This is a genomic window from Methanosarcina sp. 1.H.T.1A.1, assembly GCF_000979295.1.
Classification (GTDB): Archaea; Halobacteriota; Methanosarcinia; order Methanosarcinales; family Methanosarcinaceae; genus Methanosarcina.
On record NZ_JJQY01000012.1, the window covers coordinates 72851 to 95378 of the forward strand.

At 44.2% G+C, this 22528-nt stretch carries 15 protein-coding genes, 1 tRNA gene and 1 pseudogene; 11 read left to right on the forward strand and 6 right to left on the reverse strand.

Features of this window, described 5'->3' with window-relative positions; all coding sequences use genetic code 11:
* Window positions 1-337: 337 nt before the first annotated feature.
* Window positions 338-410, forward strand: a tRNA-Gln gene (locus EO95_RS01905).
* Between the two features lie 50 nt (window positions 411-460).
* On the opposite strand, the gene EO95_RS01910 is transcribed toward EO95_RS01905, so the two are convergent.
* Window positions 461-1252 (reverse strand): flavodoxin family protein, encoded by a 792-nt coding sequence (locus tag EO95_RS01910; RefSeq protein ID WP_048131606.1) that lies wholly within the window; start codon window positions 1250-1252, stop codon window positions 461-463.
* 386 nt (window positions 1253-1638) lie between these two features.
* On the opposite strand from EO95_RS01910, the gene EO95_RS01915 reads away from it, so the two are divergent.
* Window positions 1639-3210: a PAS domain-containing protein gene (locus tag EO95_RS01915; protein ID WP_048131608.1), complete on the forward strand. Its 1572-nt coding sequence runs from the start codon at window positions 1639-1641 to the stop codon at window positions 3208-3210.
* A gap of 907 nt (window positions 3211-4117) precedes the next feature.
* On the opposite strand, the gene EO95_RS01920 is transcribed toward EO95_RS01915, so the two are convergent.
* Entirely contained in the window at window positions 4118-5371 is a 1254-nt protein-coding gene (locus EO95_RS01920; RefSeq protein ID WP_235282816.1) for an ABC transporter permease, read from the reverse strand.
* Window positions 5364-6275 carry an ABC transporter ATP-binding protein gene (locus EO95_RS01925; protein WP_048131614.1) on the reverse strand — a complete coding sequence of 304 codons (912 nt, stop codon included), beginning with the start codon at window positions 6273-6275 and terminating at the stop codon, window positions 5364-5366. The genes EO95_RS01920 and EO95_RS01925 overlap by 8 nt, the downstream gene beginning before the upstream one ends.
* A gap of 68 nt (window positions 6276-6343) precedes the next feature.
* Between EO95_RS01925 and EO95_RS01930 the strand changes: the two genes are divergently transcribed.
* The 9 genes from EO95_RS01930 (at window position 6344) to EO95_RS01970 (ending at window position 17528) form a co-directional block, all read left to right on the forward strand.
* Entirely contained in the window at window positions 6344-7015 is a 672-nt protein-coding gene (locus tag EO95_RS01930) for a dihydrofolate reductase family protein (RefSeq protein WP_048131615.1), read from the forward strand.
* Window positions 7016-7851: 836 nt separating this feature from the next.
* Window positions 7852-9792 carry a proton-conducting transporter membrane subunit gene (locus EO95_RS01935; protein WP_235282817.1) on the forward strand — a complete coding sequence of 647 codons (1941 nt, stop codon included), beginning with the start codon at window positions 7852-7854 and terminating at the stop codon, window positions 9790-9792.
* Window positions 9789-10730 carry a respiratory chain complex I subunit 1 family protein gene (locus EO95_RS01940; RefSeq protein WP_048131617.1) on the forward strand — a complete coding sequence of 314 codons (942 nt, stop codon included), beginning with the start codon at window positions 9789-9791 and terminating at the stop codon, window positions 10728-10730. Before EO95_RS01935 ends, EO95_RS01940 begins: the two co-directional genes overlap by 4 nt.
* Entirely contained in the window at window positions 10727-11413 is a 687-nt protein-coding gene (locus tag EO95_RS01945) for a hydrogenase subunit (protein WP_048131618.1), read from the forward strand. Before EO95_RS01940 ends, EO95_RS01945 begins: the two co-directional genes overlap by 4 nt.
* The gene (locus EO95_RS01950) at window positions 11410-12960 is read left to right on the forward strand and encodes a proton-conducting transporter membrane subunit (RefSeq protein WP_048131619.1); all 1551 of its coding nucleotides are present in this window, start codon (window positions 11410-11412) and stop codon (window positions 12958-12960) included. The genes EO95_RS01945 and EO95_RS01950 overlap by 4 nt, the downstream gene beginning before the upstream one ends.
* Window positions 12961-12972: 12 nt before the next feature.
* Window positions 12973-14610: an NADH-quinone oxidoreductase subunit C gene (locus EO95_RS01955; RefSeq protein WP_048131621.1), complete on the forward strand. Its 1638-nt coding sequence runs from the start codon at window positions 12973-12975 to the stop codon at window positions 14608-14610.
* A gap of 34 nt (window positions 14611-14644) precedes the next feature.
* A complete protein-coding gene (locus tag EO95_RS01960; RefSeq protein ID WP_048131623.1) occupies window positions 14645-15157 on the forward strand; it encodes an NADH-quinone oxidoreductase subunit B family protein in 513 nt (170 codons plus the stop codon).
* Window positions 15158-15367: 210 nt separating this feature from the next.
* A complete protein-coding gene (locus tag EO95_RS01965) occupies window positions 15368-16309 on the forward strand; it encodes a class I SAM-dependent methyltransferase (RefSeq protein WP_235282818.1) in 942 nt (313 codons plus the stop codon).
* Window positions 16310-16742: 433 nt separating this feature from the next.
* On the forward strand, window positions 16743-17528 hold the full coding sequence (locus EO95_RS01970; protein WP_048131624.1) for a winged helix-turn-helix domain-containing protein: 786 nt from the start codon (window positions 16743-16745) through the stop codon (window positions 17526-17528).
* Window positions 17529-17901: 373 nt separating this feature from the next.
* Here EO95_RS01970 and EO95_RS01975 read toward each other — a convergent pair whose 3' ends face one another.
* The 3 genes and pseudogenes from EO95_RS01975 to EO95_RS01985 all read right to left on the reverse strand — a co-directional run.
* Window positions 17902-18267 carry a response regulator gene (locus tag EO95_RS01975; protein ID WP_048131625.1) on the reverse strand — a complete coding sequence of 122 codons (366 nt, stop codon included), beginning with the start codon at window positions 18265-18267 and terminating at the stop codon, window positions 17902-17904.
* Window positions 18239-21322 carry a response regulator gene (locus tag EO95_RS01980; protein WP_048131626.1) on the reverse strand — a complete coding sequence of 1028 codons (3084 nt, stop codon included), beginning with the start codon at window positions 21320-21322 and terminating at the stop codon, window positions 18239-18241. The genes EO95_RS01975 and EO95_RS01980 overlap by 29 nt, the downstream gene beginning before the upstream one ends.
* A 401-nt stretch (window positions 21323-21723) precedes the next feature.
* Window positions 21724-22500, reverse strand: a pseudogene (locus EO95_RS01985) (cation transporting ATPase C-terminal domain-containing protein); the annotation flags it as partial.
* Between the last annotated feature and the right edge of the window lie 28 nt (window positions 22501-22528).

Here is a 22528-nt window from a genome sequence, read left to right on the forward strand (position 1 = left end):
GTCCCCCAACACAGTAGCTCTGAAAATATGTTCCCATCAACAACTGCCAGAGCAGGAACTTGTAACTCCGGGCGATTCTTAAACAATCCGCTAATAATTCTATTCGGTCATCCCTATCTCTTCCAGCTCCATTATATAGTAATAATGTAAATTACTTTAAATTAATTATACAAAAAATTCATTTCAAACAAAAAATATTATCATGTAAAAAGTTTCAAAGCCGGCATACGAATTTTTATATAAATGAATATTTGACCTGAAAATACCGCAAAAAAGTCCCAATAAGGCACAAAAATTAAGTACATGAATTAAGCTATAAGTAAAAGCTTACATGCGCAGTCCTGTAGGGTAGTGGTCAATCCTTCGGGCCTTTGGAGCCCGGGACAGCGGTTCAAATCCGCTCAGGACTATTAAAATATTCATCTGGTCTTAAGTCAAAAGATGTATCATAAGAAAGAATTTATTTTCGTGTTTCAGCCAGTTCCGTTCGAATTTTTCTTCTTAGCACCTTTTCAGCCATCCAGCCGATAGCGTTGTAAACAGGATTAACCGGTACATTCACGTAATATTTTGCTTCCGGACTAAGCCAACCTTTTTCTTTCCAGTATGTATAATCAACAGGGGAACTCTGGTCAGGTTCACCAAAACTTGCTTTCTGGGCACGAAAAATGAATATATCCCGGAGGCCTGGAGGGTGCCGCTCTTTCTGAAGGGAATTATAAAAAATAGATGCAGCTTTCTCAAGTTTCCGGTTATTCTCCTGTTCCTTCTTTTTGGAAACTGGTCCTGGAGGAGTTACTATGCCAGCACGGGAAGAGACCTCAAAACCCCATACCCCAGCTACCAGTTTCAGGTAATCGAGAACCTCCTTAAGACCCAGTGCTCCGGCAGTGGAGAGAAGAAGGGCTTTTTTATCGAAAAAACGCGGGCGATGAAAAATATAAGAGAAACGATCGATGAAGGTTTTCATGAGTGCGGAAACATTCATACCATATACAGGCGTAGCAAAGATTACCCCATCGGCAGCATGCATTTTCTGCTCAATAATTGGGGCATCGTCTTTGCATGGACAATGATTCTCTCCCTCTGTAAAACAGACAAAGCAGCCACGACATTGAGATAAATTTGCATCTTTGAGCATCAGATACTCGAACTCAACACTACCCATTAACTGCATGAACTCTTCTATTTTTCTTGCCGCCCGATAAGTATTACCTTTTCGCGGACTTCCCATGATAACCAGAATTTTCATGACTTGAATATATTCATCAGCGTAGTATAAAAATAGTTAGATAAAAATATTCAACCTCAAGAATATCTACGAAACGAGTCCAAGCATATCCTTATTGATTCAGCTGAGAGCCATCGTACACAGGGTATTTTAACTGATCTCTTCACAGAGATCAACATTAATCGTAATTGTTCGGAGGTCATAACTAATACAGGGATTTCATAATTAATACAGGAATATCTATGTGTTTGATATCCGGTAAAAACAAAGAACGACTATATATTCTCTGAAAATATAGTATAAAAGGCCGGATACTGATTTTCAGCACGATATTTTTCCGGTTGAAATATTTCTACCTTTAGTTATAAAATGTCAGAATCTTTCCTGGGGGTGAAAGAATTACTTCTGTGATATCTGAAGATGCAGGACCTGAAGAACTTGAGTCAATAGCAGTGGCAGTACACTCCCTTATAGGGCTTCCTACAACCATTCGCAGCCTCAAGCAAAGGGGGCTTCGCCTGGAAAAAGGGGAAATAATTGACAGGGACTATACAGGACCTGTACTCGAAGAGGTGCTCAGGACCGGAAAAACCATAAGGGGAGTTCCGAAGGAGGGCACTTACCTGGGCAGAAGCGTGGCTGTTTGCCCGATCTTCTCGGCAGATGGGGAGGTAATTGCAGCAATAGGAATTGTGGACCTATTATCTGCCCTTAAGATGCAGGAAATAATCCGGACCGTAGTAAACAATAGCCCTGCAGTTGTTTTCCTGTGGAGAAAGGAAGAAAAATGGCCATCCGAATTTGTGTCGGAAAACGTCGTCCAGTTTGGGTACACGGTGGAGGACTTTATTTCCGGCAATATCCTTTATGGGGACATCATCCACCCTGAGGACCAGAAAAAAGTTGAAGAGATGTTTGAACAGCGTATCCGAAAAGGTGAAGTTGACTTCAATGCGGAGTACAGAATATTCACAAAAGCCGGAGACCTGCGCTGGGTCAACGAAAGAACATTTATCCAGCGGAATGAAGACGGAGAGATAACCCACTTGCAAGGGCTTGTCCTCGATATAACCGAACGGAAAGAGAATGAAGAAGCCCTCAGGAAATCTTTTGAAATGCAGAAGCTGTTGAGAACCATAATCAACAACAGCCAGGCAGTGGCATATTTATGGGAAAACAAAGAAAACCTGCCGACAGAATACGTTTCAGAAAACGTGACCCAATTCGGTTACGCTGTAGAAGATTTCACATCAGGGAAAGTGGCTTACGGGAGTATAATTCACAGGGATGACATTGGCACGGTTATTGAAACCCTTAAACGCAACATCGCAGAAGGCCGGGATTCTTTCGATATTGAATACAGGATTTTTACAGGAGACGGAAAAATGCTCTGGGTAGATGAGAAAACCTTTATCCAGAGGGACAAAGAAGGCAAAGCAACACATCTTCAGGGCCTTGTTGTAGATATTACCGAACGAAAAGAAGCCCAGAAAATGCTTGAAATCCAGCGGGAACTGGGAATGAACCTTAATACTACCTGGAATCTCCATACCATTCTTGACCTGGTACTTGATGCCTGCCTGCAGATAAACGGACTGGATGCCGGGGGCGTATATATTAAGGACGAACTTATGGACCAGATAAATCTTGTTGCATCCAGGGGAATTTCACCCGAATTCAAAGAAAAGGTTTCAAGATATAAGGCAGAATCAAATGAGGCAAAACAGATCTGGATCGAAAAGCCCATTTACTCGCTGGATTTTTACTCCGAAAATATGGCTGAAGCGGTAAGGGAAGAAGGAATTACAGCAGTCGCGATAATTCCTCTTAAGTATAGTAACGAAATCGTAGGCAGCTTGAATTTTGCCTCCCATACTCTGGATAAGATTCCCTGGAGTATCCGTAACTTCCTTGAAAGCATCGCTCTCCAAGCGGTAAACCATATCGCTCCGGTCTGTATCCAGGCGGACCTATCATAAACCGCTCTCAAACTAAGGTCCACTGGTTTTCTCCTTTATTTCTCGAATCTTAAGAAATCTTATCTTACCCGGGGGATTTGAACTACAGAAGGGATTTGAACTACAGAAGAGACTTGTTACAGGAATTAAAACATCATTTTTTCTTCAGGAGATACCTTAAATCTCCTGAACTACAAAAAGTCACATCGATTTTATATTATCGGCATCTACCGCAAAACTAGAAAAGCCTTTTAAAGTGGCCCATAAGACCATATCTGCTATTAATAATTTATTTCTGGGACAGTTTGTACGTCTGCCCTTTATGCCCTTCATATTACAGTATGGCCTTATGGACCATTTGTAAATATATACGCAATATTATAAATTGATAGCGATAGAACTATTGATTATTTAACCAGTCTTCTTTTTTACAAATCAAATAACATCATGTCCACGGCAATGATCTCTACAAGCTATGGCTTGACCAGTTGCTCTAAAAACAACTATAGTGAAGTGGCAAAAACAGGTTGAACATGCTTGTTCAATGAAAAGTAGGATATAAAAAAGACCGTTGAGTAAAAAAAGTCAGTTAGGTGGTTCACAAGGTTTATCCTGCATCATGAAGTAGAATATTACCGGATCAGTTTTGAGGCTGTCCTGCTTTTACTCCATTTACAGTCTCCTGTGTCATGAAGTATATTACTGGATCAGTTTTGAGGCTGTCCTGAATTTGCTCCATTCTACAGTAATCCCTCATGAACCAATCATATATATGTAAGTGATATTATAAAATACTGGCGATAGAAGTTGTGTTTATTTACGCAGTCCCTATATTTACGAATCAATCGCCCTTGTATACCTGAGACAAGGTAACTTAATCTGCCTCAAATCCCGGATATAAATCAACGGATATCGTGTTTTCTTTCCTTCACCGTCCCCCTGCTCGAATATTTTTCAGGATTTCCTTTACCCCAGGCCTTTTTCCGTACATGAGCAGGTAAACCCTGAACAACCGGCTCGAAATCAAGATTACTACATGAATTGAAAAAAAAAGGATAAAGAAACTCGCTGCGATCTGGTAGAAAGGAACTTCCGAAGCCCCAATCCTTGCAAGCATGGATGCAGGAGAGGTGAAAGGAAATAGGGAAAGAAAAACTGCAAGCGGGCTGTCGGGGCTTGTAAGGATCACCTGCATGAATATAAGAGGAAATGCAGCTACAAATGTGAAAATTCCTGCTACCTGCTGGCTCTCCTGAAGAGAACCGGTTACTGCCCCGACTCCTGCCATCATGCTGGCAAAGAAGAGAAAGCCGAGCAGGAAATAGATAAGGGCAATAAAAAGGAGCATTGGCTCGAGATCTACCGGAAGGGCATAGCCACCTCCCAGAAAGATTACTGAGAGCCACACGACAATCTGCAGGAGGCCGACTGCTCCAAGCCCCACTACTTTGCCAGTAAGAAGCTCAGAAGGGGTTACGGAAGAAAGAAGAACCTCCATAATTCTGTTTTCCTTTTCTTCAGCAACCCCACGAAGAAGATAGCCTGATGCCGAAAAAATACTGAAAAAGAGGAGAAAGGCCATAAGAAAAGGCAGACCAACGCTGGCAAGGATCTCGGCTATGCCCTGCTCTGAAGATTCTCCATTATCCCCTATATTATACATATTAAGGTTAATCGGATCTTTGACTCGCTCGAGCACGGGTTCATCCACCCGGTCTTTCAGGAGAGAATTGATCGCGATATTTGAAAGTTCAGACGAGAGTTCAGCCCCCGGAACTGACATTCCCTTTTCGGAGGCATAAAGTTCGATCACACCGGTCTCAAGGAAATCTGCAGGGACTATAAGATAGGAAGAAATCTGCCCTGACTGCAGGGCTTCCCTGGCTTCAGAGCCCTCTTCGTACCTTACAAACTCTATAGTTGAGGGCTTTGCTCCCAGCGGCCCCATAGAGAAACCTTCATGGGTTAATGATTCCGGAAAATCGAAGGAACCGGTCATGTCAATATAGCCTACCCTCTGATCTTCGGCAAGAGTGGTGCCGGCAAGCAGAGAGGGAATAATAGCGATTCCGGCAAGGAGAAGAGGAAAAGCAAAGGTCATGAAGAGAAACTCTTTACGCCTTACGGTTTTCAGGAACTCATGCCTGGCAACAATAAAGGTTTTTCCGGAAAAATTACTCACCAGAAGCACTCTCCACAGTCTCAATAAAAATCTCGTTCAGGGAAGGAAAAGCCTGCTCAAACCGCAGGATATCAGCTCTCCGTACAAGCTCCTGAAGAACTGCCTGTGCGCTTATGCCTTCCTCAGGAAAGATCTCAACTGACCCGTCATGCTCTGTAATTTTTCTGATGCCTGGAATTTCTGGAATAATGCTCAAACTCCTTTTTTCAGCGAACTCCACAAGCAGAGAGTTCTTCCCGTGCTCCTTTCGTATCCCTGCAACGGTGCCGTAAAGCACTCGCTCACCTTTATTCAGCATAAGGATCCTGTCGCAGAGCTTCTGCGCCTGTTCCATCATATGCGTGGAGAGGATAACAGTCCTGCCCGCATTCCTGTACCCGATAATTTTGTCTTTGATAGCTTTCGTGCTCACGGGATCAAGCCCTGAGAAAGGCTCGTCAAGAATGACAAGTTCGGGTTCATGAATGACAGCAGAAAGGAACTGAATTTTTTGCTGCATTCCTTTTGAAAGCTCTTCTACCCTTTTCCCCCTGTGTTCGTACAGGTCCAGGGATTTCAGAAGAGACTCTGCATTCGCCTGTGCCTCTTTCTTAGGGATGTTTTTAAGCTGTGCGAGATAGACAAGCATATCCAGAAGCTTTGTTTTCCTGTACAGCCCCCTTTCTTCAGGAAGGTAGCCGATCCTATCTTTTGCAGCAGGACCCAGAAAACCCCCAAAGACCCGGATTTCTCCCGAATCCGGTTTTATAATATCAAGAAGCAGCCTTAAAAGGGTGGTTTTTCCAGCCCCGTTTGGTCCCAGCAGCCCGAAGATCTCACCCTGTTCGACTGAAAAAGAGATGTCTCTGATAACATTTTTTTCTGCGAAAGACTTTGATACGCCTTCAAATTCCAGAGTATGCATCCAGATTAAATATATTCCAATATAGAATAACTTTATTGGATGTTTAATTTGGGGGAATAGGTGACAATATGCTACCCAGACTGGTCATACACAACACCATAAGTCTCGACGGCTCAACTACCGGCTTTACGGCAAACCTTGATGTTCACTATGGAATCCTGGGCAATTACGAGCCTGATGCCATGATAGTCGGCTCAAACACCGCAAAGGCGGGAACACAATTTTTTTGCGAAAAAGTCCCTCCGGAAGATGAATTGGACTTCAAGAAACCTGAAATTCAGCCTAACGACACCCGGGCATACTGGATGATCGCTGATTCCCGGGGAATTCTTGAAGGGCTGATGCACGTTTTCAGGCGTTCCGAGTACAGTAAAGATGTGATCGTCCTTGTATCGGAGAAAACTCCTGAGCCTTACATCAATTACCTAAAGGAAAGGAACTACGACTTTATCCGGGCAGGAGCAGAACGCGTGGATGTCAAGCAAGCACTTGAAATTGCAAATGAACGGTATGGTTTTAAGCTTGTAGTCTCGGACAGCGGAGGAATACTGAACAGCATTCTGCTCGAACAGGGGCTCGTTGAGGAAATCAGCCTGGTCTTGACTCCGGAGATTGTGGGAAAACCCGGGACAAATCTTTTCAGAGGCATTGAGAAAAGCGGGATTCAACTCGAACTTGTAAGAAATGAAATTGTGGAAAAGAAGTATGTGCATCTGGTGTACAGGGTTTTAAAAGAATAAAAGGGATAAGAAAAGAATTGGAAAAAAATTAGAAAAGAATTAGAAAAGAATTAGAAAAGAATAAGAAAGGAATAAGAAAGGAATAAGAAAAGAATAAGAAAAGAATAAGAAAAGAATAAGAAAAAAATAAGAAAGGAATAAGAACCAACATCATTACCACTGAAAGGTTACTGAAAGAAACAGATTTGAGAGTAGTCATACCAATCCATGCGTCCACGGATTAAAAATTAGTCTATTGAAACTGCTTTGCGCCTTTCTATATTCTGTACTTTTTTGTAGGCAACGGACGATAGTTTTGACTATGTTGCAGATACGGCAATAATGTGCTGTACTTTGGGATGTTTTTGACATATGAAATATCCAGGTAGAGTTTTGAACTTAAAAGTAATTCTGTTGAGAGCGGAATAGGCTGCGTAAGATTATTATAGTTCTGATTATTCCAATCCTCCTGTGATAAGAGTTAGATATCAGGAATTCCCTCTTGAGATACAAAAAAATAAATTATTTTATTGTGTTAAAGCCCCTGATTCTTTCCCTGTAGCGAAAATATATGTCATGAATAATAATTATTAATCAGTTCAATAAACTTTATAATGTAAATCTATATAATATTAGGAAGTATTAGGCAGAAACGTTTCCGGGGAGAGTAAACCCGGATGAAATTTACGGTGGAATCTCAATACGAATTACAAAACTAACCCTATCATCTCATATACAGAGGATAGTTTCGAAAGTCTTGCTTTAAGCGGGATGGGATCTGGAAAGCCAGAACTCTCTACCCGGACTGATAAACTGTTTTCAGCTTTTCTTATAGCTGCCGAATCTCGGTTTGAGGAGTGAATACATTGCTCGAAGCCTTAGTGTACGGTGCAATTGCCGCCCTTATATCCGGAACTGTCCTCCCTCTCCTGTACCGCAGTAAAAACACAAGAAAGACTTCTTTTGGCCTTTCTCTGATCTCATCAATCCTGCTTCTGGGTTTTGCAGGCGCGATCCTCTACACTGGAAAAGAGCCTGTATTTCCAGCCATTAGATATCTTCCGGGCCTGGATTTTACCCTTGCTGCAGACCGGCTCTCAGCCGGATTTATCCTGCTAATTGCAGCAGTCGTGCCCGGTGTTTCAATATATTCGGTAGAATATGTAGAACACGCTAAAAGCGAAGCCGGAAAAAACCTGCAGGCAGCCCTTACAAATCTCTTCATCCTTGCCATGCTTATGGTTGTACTTGCAGGCAATATGGTCATCTTCCTTATTTTCTGGGAAATAATGTCCCTTTCATCTCTCCTGCTTGTGCTTCACGACTATTCCTCTGAGGAAAATAAAAAAGCAGGCTTTTTCTACTTCGTGATGACCAACATCAGCACGGCGTTTCTTTTCGTGGGCTTCATAAGCCTCTTCAAGTTGACAGGCTCGGCCGAGTTCGGACCGCTTGAATACTCTGCAAGCGAGCTGGCTCTCCCCTTCCTCTCCCTTTTTATTGGTTTCGGGGTCAAGGCAGGACTTGTTCCTTTCCACAAATGGCTTCCCTATGCTCACCCTGCAGCCCCATCAAGTGTCTCGGCACTGATGTCCGGAGTCATGCTGAAGGTTGCAGTCTATGGCTTCCTGCGTTTCCTGCTCTCTGTCTTCACACCTGAACTCTGGTGGGGAGTACTCATCCTTACAGTAGGCAGCCTTTCAGCCCTCTTTGGGGTAATTTATGCCCTTAAGGAAAACGACATAAAAAGGCTCCTTGCCTACAGCAGCATTGAAAACATAGGGATCATTTTCACGGGAATAGGGCTGTATGTTATATTCAAAGTTGAAGGGCTTGAATCCCTCGCCCTGTTAAGCCTTGCAGGAGCCTGCTTCCATGCCTTTAACCATGCTCTCTTCAAAAGCCTGCTCTTCCTCTGTGCAGGCTCGATAGTCCATGCTACAGGAACAAGGAATATCGAAGCCTTCGGAGGCCTTGTAAAAACGATGCCTGTAACCTCAGCCCTTTTCATGATAGGTTCAGTCTCGATTGCAGCCCTGCCCCCAACAAACGGTTTTGCTGGTGAACTCCTGCTCTACCAGGCTTTCTTCCAGTCGTTTGCCGTAACTGACCCCCTTCTCACCGTATTTCTGATAACTGCTCTCTCAAGCTTTGCCCTTACCGGAGCGCTGGCAGCTGCTCTTTTCGTAAAACTTTTCGGGATCACCTGTCTTGCCATGCCGCGTTCGGAAAAGAGCCGCCTTGCTGTAGAAGTCCAGAAACCCATGCTGATAGGATCCGCAGTGCCGGCAGCTCTCTGCATACTTGCAGGGCTTTTCTCAAAGCAGCTCCTTTCTCTTGCAGGCTGGGAGATTGAGTTCCCGGACCTGCTTTTGCTGGGGATTCTGCTTGGGTTAATATACGCAGCCCTTTTCCTGATAATCCGTTCAAAAGAAACGAGCCCTGCCAGGATTAGCGAAACCTGGGGATGCGGAAGTCCGACCCTTGCCCCTTACATGGAATACAGCTCTGCAGGCTTTTCCGAGCCTCTTGTAATGATCTTCAAAAACATTTACAGGACAAAGATTGTGCACAAAGCTGAGTACCTCGACAAACAGGAAAGCCTCTTTAAAAACGGGAACGTGGAAATCCGCCTTCTTCGCTTCTTTGAAGAGTACCTTTACATCCCTCCTGCGCAGGCAATCGAGAGTTTTTCAAAATATGTTTCAAGCCTGCAGAACGGAAAACTTGACAGTTACGTCCTTTACGCCTTTCTGGCAGTAATTGCATTGATTATAGCAACCGGAGGCCTTGTATGAACACGTCGTTCCTGCTCTTTGCCCTCTTAAATCCGCTTTTTGCCCTGCTGGCAGCCCCTCTATACATGGCTCTGATCCGGAAGGTAAAGGCATACGCCCAGGGAAGAAAGGGCCCGAGGCTTTTTCAGGTTTATTACGATTTAAGAAAACTCATGCAAAAGGAAGCGGTCTATTCCCCTACCTCCTCCTGGGTCATGCGGTTTACCCCATACCTCAACCTTTCGACTCTGCTAGTTTGTTCCCTTTTCGTACCTCTGGTCTTTGTACCGGAACCTGCAGGAGGGCTGGGGAATATCATTGTCTTCCTGTACCTTCTTGCACTTGAAAGGTTCTTTACTGCCCTTGGCGGACTTGACGCAGGAAGTGCTTTCGGAGGCATGGGCAGTTCAAGGTCAATGAGCCTTGCAGCCGTGATCGAACCAACGATGGTAGTTGCTTTTGCAGCTCTGGCTTTTGTTCTGAAAAGCCTCAATCTGCACCATATGTTCGCACTTACTGCAGGCACGGTCCTTCCCATTAGCCCGACCCTTGTCCTGGTCTCAATCTCGCTCTTCATTATCCTGATCGTGGAGACCGGAAGGCTCCCTGTGGATAACCCGGCAACTCACCTTGAACTTACCATGATTAATGAGGCAATGATCCTTGAACAGACAGGAAAAAATCTTGCCCTGCTTGAACTTGCCCATGCTCTTAAACAGTTCCTGCTTATGGGGATATTGATTAACACAATTCTTCCAGTAGGGCTCAGTACTGAGATAGATGCCGGAAAAATTGCGGTCTCGGCCCTTCTCTTCCTCCTGAAAGCAGGACTGCTTGCAATAATAATCGGGCTCTTTGAATCAGCCCTTGCAAAGATGAGGCTCTTCAGGCTTCCTGCATTTTACGTGATGGCATTTTTCTTTTCAGCCCTTACCATCCTTATCGAGGTGTTTGCATGATTGACCCGCTCTTCCTTGAAGGCATAATAAAGGTCCTTTTCGTCTTTGTCCTTATCAGTGCAGGGCTGATCATCTCAACCCGCAACCTGAGTTCAGTCCTTACCACATACACAATCCAATCTTTCCTGCTAGCTGCAGTCTCATTTCTCCTCTACATGATAGACGGGAAAGGTCAGCTTCTGCTGCTGGCAGGCCTGACCCTGGCAAGCAAGGTAATTCTGATTCCTTACTTCATCTCCAGAATAGAAGAGAAAATCAAAATCGGAAGAGACCTTCACTTTGCGTATCTGGAGCCTACTCCCTCTCTTCTGCTGAGCATAGGCCTTATCCTCCTCTCCTATACGTTCCTTTCAAGGGTCTTCGAAGGACTGCCCCTCTCGAGGCTCTTCTTCTTCGGGGCTGTGATAGGCCTTTCCCTGACCCTGATGGGCATGCTTGTGATGTTCAGCAGAAAAAAGGTAATCACAAAAGCGCTTGGCTACCTAAGCATGGAAAATGGGGTCCTGATGTTCGGGCTTTTTGTTACGGAGCTTCCCTTTATCATCGAAGTCCTGATTATAATCGACCTTATTATCCTGGTCATGCTGACCACTATTCTGGCTGTGGGGATGGACTCGAGCATTGAAGAATACAGGCAGAAATTCCGAAAACTGCAGATCTGGACAGGAGTGGAATCCCTGTGATCCGGTATTACCTGTTAGTAATGGGGATATTCCTGGCACTTGGTCTTATTCCAAAGTCCCACCGGCTCATGAATGCGCTTGCCGCAGGAAACGGCCTGCTGCACCTTGTCATGAGCTGCACAGCTCTGCTCATGCTTGACCTGCCAGGAAGGCTCGGAGAATCTCTCTATCTTGACCACCTTAACCTTTATGTGGAACTAATAACGGCCCTGGGATTTTCCGCAGCAGCCTTCTATGCCAGAGGGTATACTGACAGCCTTATGGAAGCGGGAGAACTTGACCCTAAAAACCTGAAGACCTTCTACCTTGCCTTCAATCTCCTGCTTGTTACATCCACTGTTGCGCTCTTTTCGGATAACCTGGCGCTTTTCTGGATCTTTGCAGAACTCACAACTGTCTGCGCTGCCATGCTTGTTGCAATTCTGTCAGCAAGGGAGAATATCGATGCAGCCTTAAAGTACGTCTTCATAGTCTCCGGAGCCATGCTCTTTGCTTTCCTCGGGCTGGTTTTCCTCTTCACCCTCTCGGAACAGACCCTCGGAGAGGGCACCCTCAACTGGACAGTACTGGCACTTCATGCCTCTGAGTTTTCCCCTGCCCTTCTCCTTGCAAGCTTTACATTCACGTTCATAGGCTTCGGGGCAAAAGCAGGGGTAGCTCCTTTCCACACCTGGCTCCCGGACGCCTATGCAAGGGCACCTTCGGTAAGTGCAATTCTGTCAGGTTTAATGCAGAATCTGGGAATCTACGGAATTATCAGGATGTATGCCCTGCTTAGAGAGAGCAGTGCCGCCCCACAGGCGTCTTCTATCCTGATTGCAGCAGGGGTTTTCTCAATTGCTCTCGCTTCATTCAGCATGTTCCAGCAGAGGAATTTAAAGAGGCTGATAGCCTTCTCAAGTGTCGAGCATATGGGCCTTCTCCTCATAGGAATAGGGATCGGGACGCCTATTGCCCTTTTCTGGACTCTTTATTACATGCTCGTCCATATCCTGGTAAAGGAAACTCTGCTGTTTTCCGCAGGCATTCTGCACAGGCAATACAGAAGCAATATGCGTGAAAATATGAAGGATGTCTTCAAACTCCAGCCCATGGCAGCCTGGTGCCTGATCCTTGGGAGCATTGCAATAGTAGGAATGCCGCCTTTTCCCCTCTTCCCGGCAAAATTTTTCATCCTGCTGGAAAGTGCGGCAGTTTCTCCCTACATGACCCTTGCAGTGCTGCTCATGCTCATCCTTGCAGCTGCATCCTTTGCAAACTTCCTGTTGAAAGCCTTCTCAAAGGTGACTGTAGAAGAAGAAAACGAAAAAGAGGAGCACCGGCACATACCCAGGACTCCTGCGGGAACAGGAGGAAACGCAAAGGAACTCTCCACAGGAAAAGCAGTATATGAGAAAAGCAGGCTTCCGGGTCAATATATGGTAAAGAATGGAATGAAGGTCCCAACGATCTTCATGCTGGCTCTTGCCCTTGCCCTTGGCTTTTATTTCCCTGATTCACTAAGGGATCTGCTTGATGCGATAATTCTTGAACTCGGGTATGTTTAAGGGGCGGTAAATATGGATATCAAAATGAATAAAGATACAGCGGAATTGCTTTCAATAATTTCGGGCATTGTAGAAGAAGAGCCCGAACTGCTCAATGCCCGTGAAAACGAAATATACCTGAGGCTTTCGGAAACCGGGTTTGAAGATGCAGCTCTTGCGCTTGCGGAAAGGAAGTTCAGCCTTATCGGGCTTTTTTGCGCAGAAGCCTTTGAAAAAAAGGGCGGCTTTACCCTCTTTTATGTTTTCAAACAGGCAGGAAGGGCACCTGCCCTTGTACTTGTCCGGGAGGCAGAAAAAGAAAAAAAGGTTCCCTCGGTTGCAGGAACCTTCCCCTCAGCTTCCTGGTTTGAGCGGGAAATAAGAGATGGTTTCGGGCTGGACTTTGCCGGTGCCCTTGATACCAGAAGGCTTTTCCTGCACGAGTGCTACCCTGAAGACTTCCACCCTCTGCTAAAAACCTTCAAAAACGGGCCAATCCGCCCCTCTGAATTCCCCCGAAAAGAGTACAGGTTCAGGCAGGTTAAAGGCGAAGGTGTATACCAGATCCCTGTCGGGCCTGTGCATGCCGGAATAATCGAGCCGGGGCATTTCAGGTTCAGCGTGATAGGAGAGCCTATATTCAGCCTGGAAATCCGGCTTTTTTACAAGCACAGGGGAATAGAGAAACTGGCTGAAGGAAAAAGCCCCTCAGAATGCGTCGCTCTTGCCGAAGCAGTGAGCGGGGACGAAAGTATGGCAAATGCAACAGGGTTCTGTATGGCAGTAGAGCAGGTCTGCGGAATAAAAGTACCTGAAAGGGCAGAACGCCTGCGGGCAATAATGCTTGAGCTCGAACGCGTTTATTCCCTGCTCGGAGACCTTGCTGGAATGGCTGTAGATGTAGGCTTTTCTCTTGTGGCAAGCCCCTTTTTAATACTGAGGGAAGAGGCATTCAGGCAGAACGAAAAAATGACAGGCTCAAGGTTCCTGCGCGGAATTACCATTCCCGGAGGGTTGAAAAAGGACATCCCCGATTCACTCCTGAACGACCTTCCTGCCTTCCTGGAAAAGTTTTCCAGGGCATTTGAAACTGCTTTCGAGAGGGCAATGTCTTCATCTTCACTTATTGACAGGTTTGCAACGACAGGCGTGATAAAAAAGGAACTTGTCTCTCCGCTTAACCTTACAGGCCCTCTTGCCAGAGCTTCAGGCTGTCCTGCCGACACCAGGCTCGACAGGCCCTATGGAGCCTATAAAGACTTTGCTCCGGAACTTTCAGTAAGGAAAATAGGGGATGTATTTTCCCGCTTTGAGGTAAAAGCCAATGAGGTCCGTGCATCTGCGGACCTGATCCTGCGCCTCGCAGAAAAACTTCCACAGGGCCCCATATTTGCTGAAAGTACCGGATACGCCGGATACGCCGGGCATAATCTAAGAGAAGCAAATTGCCCTGGAGCTACAGGATATTCCCTTGCCCTTGTAGAAGCCCCAAGGGGACAGAACCTGCACTGGGTCTACATGAAAAACGGGCTTGTTGACCGTTATAAGGTAAGAACGGCATCTTTCTGTAACTGGCAAGTTATAGAACATGCAGTACTCGGAAATATTGTTCCCGACTTTCCCCTGATCAACAAGAGCCTTAACCTCTCCTATGCAGGAACCGACCTTTGAATATACAAAAACTCAGGAAACACGAGGTATAATTATGGTAAACCCTCTTTCCCTCTTTCTCCGTCCCAAGGTTACGGAGACCTTTGAATTCCGGGATGAAGAATTGGAAGCCCTTGGAGCAGAAATCAAAAAAGAGATCCCGAAAGTTTTCGGGCACAGCCTTGCCATCCGCGAACTGGATTCAGGCAGTGACAATTCCACAGAGATTGAAATCTCAAACCTCGGAAACCCTCATTATGATGTTGAGAGGTTTGGGATCTCTTTTGTTGCTTCCCCGAGACACGCTGACGTCCTGATGGTTACGGGAGCAGTTACCCTTAACATGGCTGAAGCCGTGAAAAAAACCTATGAAGCCATGCCCTCCCCAAAATTTGTGGTAGCAGTGGGAGACGATGCCTGTGACGGCGGGATCTATAAGGGTTCTTACGCCGTACTCGGCGGGGTTGATAAAATCCTGCCTGTGGATATGAAGATTCCCGGAAACCCACCTTCTCCGAAAGAAATCCTGAAAGGGATTTTTGCCCTTGTAAAAAACGCCTCCAAATAAAAGCATCCAATAAACGTGAATAAAAGCACAATAAACGTGAATAAAAACATCAATAAATGTGAAAACTCCTTCTGCTTCGGGCAGAGGAGGCTTCTTTTTTAGTGTTAAAACTTACTTTTTATTCCTCCCTCATCGGACTGCGAGTCTCTCAATTTCGGGAAAAAAATATACCTGAGAACCTCAGGAAACCGGAAGAATACAGAGGAAAAAGTGAACTCCCAGAAAGGAGTAATCTCAAAGGGAGAACGCATGTCTGAAAGTTCGGGAAATCCAGATGCACAAACAGAAAAAGAAGTATCTGCCGCCAAGAAGTGGCTTTCAGTTAAAGAAGCCGAAGCTCTTGGCTACTACGATTTTATGAGTTACCTGGGAGTACCCTATTATCATACAGGCGGCCTTGCATCCACCAAAAAACTTGCAGAGTTATGCCGGATTGACAGGACGAAAAAAGTCCTGATGGTAGGCTGTGGAACCGGCTTTTCTGCCTGTTTCCTTGCCAGAAAAATCGGCTGTGAGGTGGTGGGAATTGATATTGCAGAACTTTCCATTGAGAAGGCAAAAGAGCGGGACAGAAGGCAGGGAGTTTCGGATAGGGTGAAGTTCAGGGTTGGGGACGCTTATGCCCTGCCCTTCGAAGCCGGGACTTTTGACGCCGTGATAACCGAGTTTGTGTCCCAGTTCCTGGACAGGGGCAGGGCCTTCAAAGAATTCGCGCGGGTCCTGAAACCGGAGGGCTACGTGGGAATCAACGAAATGTACAAAGAGGAGAGGATTCCCCCGAAAGCCGCTGAAGAAATCGCTTATGCAGAAAAAGTATTCAGGGAAATAACAGGGCTTCCCTTTTCCCTCTCCACGCCGGAAGAATGGAAAAAGGGACTTGAGGAAGGGGGGCTCAAAGATGTAAATGTCCGGAAGTTCAGGCCTTCTCCAGGCCCTGGAGAAGTAAAAGCCCTTATGGAAGGGATGGGCGGAAGCTGGAAATTTTCCAGGTACTTTGCAGAGCTGATTTTGAAAATGGGAAAATATTACCTGTTCAGCAGAACGATCCGGTACCGGTTCAACCGACTGGGAGAAGGCAAAAAAATCCTGCTCCGAAAAAAGTCAACCTCAAAATATGTGGGTTACGTCCTTGCTACCGGAATAAAGGAATGAGAAAAGGATTAGAAAGACAGACCGAAAATAAAAAAGGCAAAGAGACGAGGGAGAAGAAAAATAGGAAGTGAAAAAGGCAGAGAAAAAGGAAAAAAAAGGTGAAGAGTAAGGAAAATAGCAAAGAAAAAGGAAAAAAGGCAAAGAGTAAGGAAAATAGCAAAGAAAAAGGAAAAAAAGGTAAAGAGTGAGAGAAATAGCAAAGGGTAAGGAAAATAGCAAAGAAAAAGAGCTTAACTTTAGGAAAGTAAGTGCTTTTTGGAAAAAAATATAAGGAATCAACTGAAAAGTAGCGCATGAGTGTTGCACTAAGTCCCCCTCACTATTTTCTTCTGGGAGAAAAAAGGACTTTTGCCAATGAAGGTTGCTTCCTGAAAAGAAATGAAGGAGAAACACTCCGGCATACTTGAGAAGCTTCTAGGGGAGATGGAGTAAAATGAAAATATCACTTATTGACCTGGCGTTCCTATCTGAAAAAAGGAAAGATTTATTGCTCCTTCTGGAAGAAGGGCCCAAGACAGGCGACGAAATAAAAACAGCCCTTAACGTTACCTCGACTTCAATCATGCCCCAGATCAAGAAATTAAAGGAAGGGCGTCTGATCGTGCTGGATGAAAACAATGCCTACAGTCTCACGGATATGGGGGAAATAGTTGTTGAGAAGATGGAGCCTCTGCTTGATACGGTCAGGGTTTTCGAGGAAAACTACGATTACTGGATTAACCATGATTTTACCGCAATTCCTGAGCATCTTCTTAATAGGATTAATGAACTCGGAAATTACTTCATGCTTGAAGCCGATCTTAACCGGCTTTTCGAAGTCCCAGAAGACTTCAAGAAGAATCTTCTTGAGTCGAAACACATAAAAATGTTTCTTTCATATTTCAATCCCCTCCATATTGAAATTTATTCAGAGCTCGTAAGAAAAGAAGCAGAAATATGCCTTGTCCTGACAGAACCGGTCTTTGATAGAATGAAAAAGGATTATTTTGAAGACCTGAAGACTCTTGTAGATTCAAAGAATACGGAAGTCTATATCTGTGACAAAAATGTAACACTTAAAGACGTCGTAACAGAACGTTTCTGCTCTCTTGTACTCTTTGATAAAAAAGGAAAATTTGACCATCAGCGGTTGATGAGCTTCGATGAAAGCGCACTTAAATGGTGCGAAGAGCTCTTTATATATTATAAAGAGATGTCCAGACGCCTGGAGAAAATATAATTTTTCACTGGTAATATGGTCTGTTTAAGACAGAAGTAGCATCTTTTTGAAACATAAGACTGAAGCCGGATAGAGACGAAAATCGAATCTGGACTGGAAATGGGATTAGGAAAAATACCTCAGCTCGAAATAGAAAAAATATCTTTCCGGCTACAATAGTTTTCCAATGTTAGCTTACTTTTCCTGATGTCCTCTGCTTTCCAGACAGTAAATCTCTTTAGATTACTTTAGATTGTAAATCCCGTCTCAGATTTCAAAACTTCTAATTACCAGCGTGTTTGTGATATTTTTTGATATATTACCAATTTTTTAAAACATATAAAATTTATATAATTAAAGATATATTTTGAGCTTGCAGTTCTGTGTCCTCTCTTTAGTCTCCCAGATACTTATCGATAAGGGACCTGAACCTGTGGATATCTATGGGTTTTGAGATATAATCCACGCATCCCATTTCGATAAAGTGTTCTTCACTTCCCTTCATAGCATGGGCTGTGACAGCTATCACTGGAATATCTGCAATAGCAGGGTTCTTTTTGATCCTGTCCATAACCTCAAGCCCATCCATTTTAGGAAGTTGCATATCGAGGAGGATAAGATCGAACTTTTTCTCAGCAAGGCGTTCAAGAGCCTTTATCCCGTCCTCGGCTTCTGTGACACGGTGGCCGTAAAACTCAAGGAGGTCCAGGATCAGTTCCATGTTCATGGGGTTATCTTCGACAATAAGAATTTCTTTCATCTTCACGCCTCTTCAGCATAGCTAATTGTTTTATCCTATTAATTAACTCTTTTCTTCCGAATGTACCCTTTTTAAGAATAGAAATAAGACGCTCCTTAAGTTCACCGTTCAGTTCTTCAATATTCTTCTCAGTAAACTCTCCTGCGGTACATACAATTAAAGGAATGTCTTTTGTCTTCTCATCTGCTCTCATGCGGGAAATTACCTCAAATCCGCTTATTCCCGGCATCAGCAGATCGAGGATAAGAATATCTGGCTGCTGCTCGGAAAAGAGGCTTTCCAGACCTTCCTGCCCACTATAAGCCTTTACTACCTCAAAGCCTTCGGGTTCAATCATTGAACTCAGCAGTTCCACTGCATTATCATCGTCGTCAATGATAAGAATCCTTGGCTCTTCGAACCTTAATTTACCTGTGATCTCTCTTAAGGAATCCAGCAGTTCGATTCTTTTTACTGGCTTTGTAAAGGAATAAGTTGCCCCAAAGGCAATTCCCAGCTCGTTATTATCTGTCACTGAAATAATAAGTATGGGAATGCGGGCGGTCTCAGGATCGCTCTTCAGCTGTCTCAGGACACCCCAGCCGTTAGTATCAGGAAGGAAAACGTCTAGCGTGATAACATAAGGTTTCAGTTTCTTTGCAACGTTTAAAACATCTTTTCCTCTATATAGAGAGGCTGTACTGTACCCGTCTTCCCTGAGAACAACTGAAATCAGCTCATTGGAATTCCTCTCGTCATCAACTACGAGAACAAGATTCTGCGCTCCAATACTCTTTTCAGGAAGAAGGATCTCAGGAAGCTCGATTTCGTCCTGAAGGTCTTCTACACCCTCTTTCACGGAAAAGGTAGCTGCTTTATTCATTTCAAACTCAAGCATTAAATCGTCAATTTCCCTAGTATCGGCTTTTCGGGACTCAGGCGGTTTGGTGAGAGGAATTATAAACATAAAAGTACTGCCTTTCTTAAGTTCACTTTCAACCCAGATATCTCCCTGGTGTAGATGTACAATTTTCTTCACGAGAGCAAGCCCAAGCCCTGTCCCGCAGTACTGCTTGGCGGATGATGCATCGATCTGAGTAAAGGGCTGGAAAAGTTTTTTCTGGTCTTCAGAAGAAATACCAATCCCTGTGTCCTTTACAGAAAAAATAGCTCGGTTTCCGCTTTTTATACAGTGGACAGATACCTTGCCTCCTTCCGGGGTAAACTTGACCGCATTGCTTACAAGATTGTAAAGAATCTGAATAAAACGGTTTTTGTCGGCTTGAATATCTGCAAAATCCGATTCTACCTTAAAGCTTATTTCAAGAGATTTTACCTGGGTAAGAGGAGAAAGAGTAGCCTTCACCTCTTCGAAAACCGATTCAATCGAAAACTCACTGTAATGCAGCTCCATTTTTCCGGCTTCTACTTTTGAGAGGTCAAGAATGTCATTTATAAGTCCCAGAAGATGTTTTCCGCTGGTAGAGATGTTATTAACATATCTCAGCTGTTTTCCGTTGAGTTCCCCAAAAACTCTCTCAAGCAGTATGTCTGAAAAACCAATGATGGAATTCAGAGGTGTCCGCAGTTCATGACTCATATTGGCAAGGAACTCACTCTTTGTACAGCTGGCAGCCTCAGCTTCCAGTTTTGCCTGAAGGAGCTTCTCTTCAGAACGTTTGTATGCTGTAATATCGAGCCCTGTTTGCAGGACTCCGGTTACTCTTCCGTTATTATCCTTTATCAGATTTGCACGGATCATCCAGACTTTTCCGTCCGGAGTAACTACCTCTCCGAACTCCTCATTTCCGGATTCAAGCGCTTTTTGTGCAAAAGATTCTCCGGAAACAGCATCGGACATTGGAGAAAATTCCTCATATCTGTGCCCAATAATGTTTTCAAGCTTAAGACCTGCATGGTCCAGAGAAGCCCTGTTTGCCCAGACGATTCTCAGCTCAATATCCATAAAGATCACGAGTTCGCTGAGAGAGTTAAGAATAACCCTCTTCTCGTGTTCCTGAGCTTTAGATTTATCAGAATTTATTTTCAGCCGGTCAAGCATCCGGTTTATTCCTTCAGTTAACCTTGAGAGCTCATCATCCCCGTTCATAATACAATGTGCTGAGAAACTTTCGTCCTTACCCACTTTTTCTACAAAGTTATCAATGGCGACAATTCTGGATACTACCTCCCTGTCAAGAAGGAACTTACAGACTGCTCCGACCATGAGACCTGAAAACAGGAGGAAGAGTACGATATACTTAAGAGACTTCCTGCCTTCTGCATAGATGTTCCTGTCAGCATCCGCCCGAACCATGACGGTTGGATTTCCGTAAAGGTCTTCGTGGATATAATAACCTGCTAACCTGTTCCCCTCTACAATATGTGTGAAACTCTCGTTTCCATTTTCGAAAAAGGCTTGCTGGAAATCAGGAGGCACGCTATTGGGACTGTAAAGCAAAACCGGATTTCCTGTAATTTTCTGGATGGACTCGACAAAACTGGAATCCAGATTCATCCCCAGGATTATTGTGCCGATTATTTCCCTGTTATCGTATGCAGCAGATACGGGGCGGCAGGAAACAATTGCAGGTCCGTTTTTCAGAAGGAGCATCCCATTTAAAGAGCTCGTTTCTCCCCTGCAGAGAAGGCTTCCAGCATTTATTTTGTGGTTGATTTCGGGAATTATTGAGTCATTGGAAGCATTACCAGCGTTTATTGAATCCGAAACCTGAGAGTATATGATGTCCCCTGAACTATTGACAAAAAAAATGAAGTCGTATCCGCTCAGGGTAAAAAGATCAGTGAGCACAGTTCTGCCAAGATCTTCTTGATTCTCACTTAGCATAAAAGCCCTGATGTCTTCCCTTGAAGAAAGGGCAGAGTTTGTCTCATCCAGTTGTATGATCTGGAAATCAATTACATTATGTATATTTTCCACGGTGCCAATTGCCTCTTTCTCCTCCAGGTCGGAAAAACTCGAGTAGAGGATATTCTGAGATGCAAAAATGACGAGCGAAGTAAGGAGGGCAAAAATGATATAGATAATAACAAAAATTTTTCTACTTACATTCATATTATGAACTCGGCTGGGTTGAAACAGAATAGGGGGTTAAAAAATAATTGTAGCAGATAGACTTGGGATGGTAAATATATAAAATACTCCACATACATAGTATAAAAGTTTATCCAGAGTTAATAGTTAAAGGGGATAATAAGGCTTTATTATCAAAAAAACGGATATATGGCATATTTTATAAAAAAATATATTAAATAAGAAGCAAAAACAGAACTTGCCAAAAGTGTTAATTGTCACATAATTTACTATCACACTATCTCATAAGTTATGTATCAGCTTTCTTTTCCGGCATGTCAGCTTTTTTTTCCAGCATGTCAGCTTTCTCTTCCAGCCTACCTTTCAAAATACCCTTCCAGCCATTTTGAGTCCAGAGTAATTTATCCTCGGAAGTGACCGGATCACCATTTAAAGAATCTAGCTGCCCAGTTCACATTTTTTCTCAGGAGATATTTCCTCAGTTCATCGATCCCCAGGAGGAAAACCGCAAAAGGAACGGCGAGTAGCATGTACCTGAGATCAATTGGAGCGGTGTTGAAGATAAGGTTAGCAAATGGATTCCAGATAATGAGGGCAAGAATCAGGAGTTCGCTTGCAATTCCCAGGAGAACCGGGCGGTTGCTGAACAGTCCCATTGAGAAGACAGACTGAAACCGGGTTCTTGAAGCAAACACATTAGCGATCTGACAAATGATCACGGCGGAGAAGAAAGCGGTTATTGCCTGCATATAAAGGGGATTAGTGTTTGCAAGCTGCTCACCGAAACTCCAGCCCCCATCAAAAAGTACGGCAAAATAACAGAAGAAACCTGCAGCAGCCTCTATAGGCCCTTTTACTCCATAGGATGTCAAAAGCACCTGGGGAGTTAATAACTTTTCATTCCTTGGTCGGGGAGGCCTCTTCATAATATCTCCCTCTCCTTTTTCCACCCCCAGAGTAATGGCAGGAAGGATATCAGTCCCCAGGTCGATTGCCAGGATAAGCTGGACAGTCATAGGAAGGGGAATAGAAAGGAGAACAAAAGCTATGAAGGGCAGGATCTCAGGGATATTGCTTGTAAGGATGTAAACAATAAACTTTTTTATGTTATCAAAGACGGTTCTGCCCTCTTCTACAGCATTTACTATCGTAGCAAAATTGTCGTCCAGAAGCACCATGTCTGCGGCTTCACGAGCCACTGTCTCTTATACACATCTGACGCTGCCG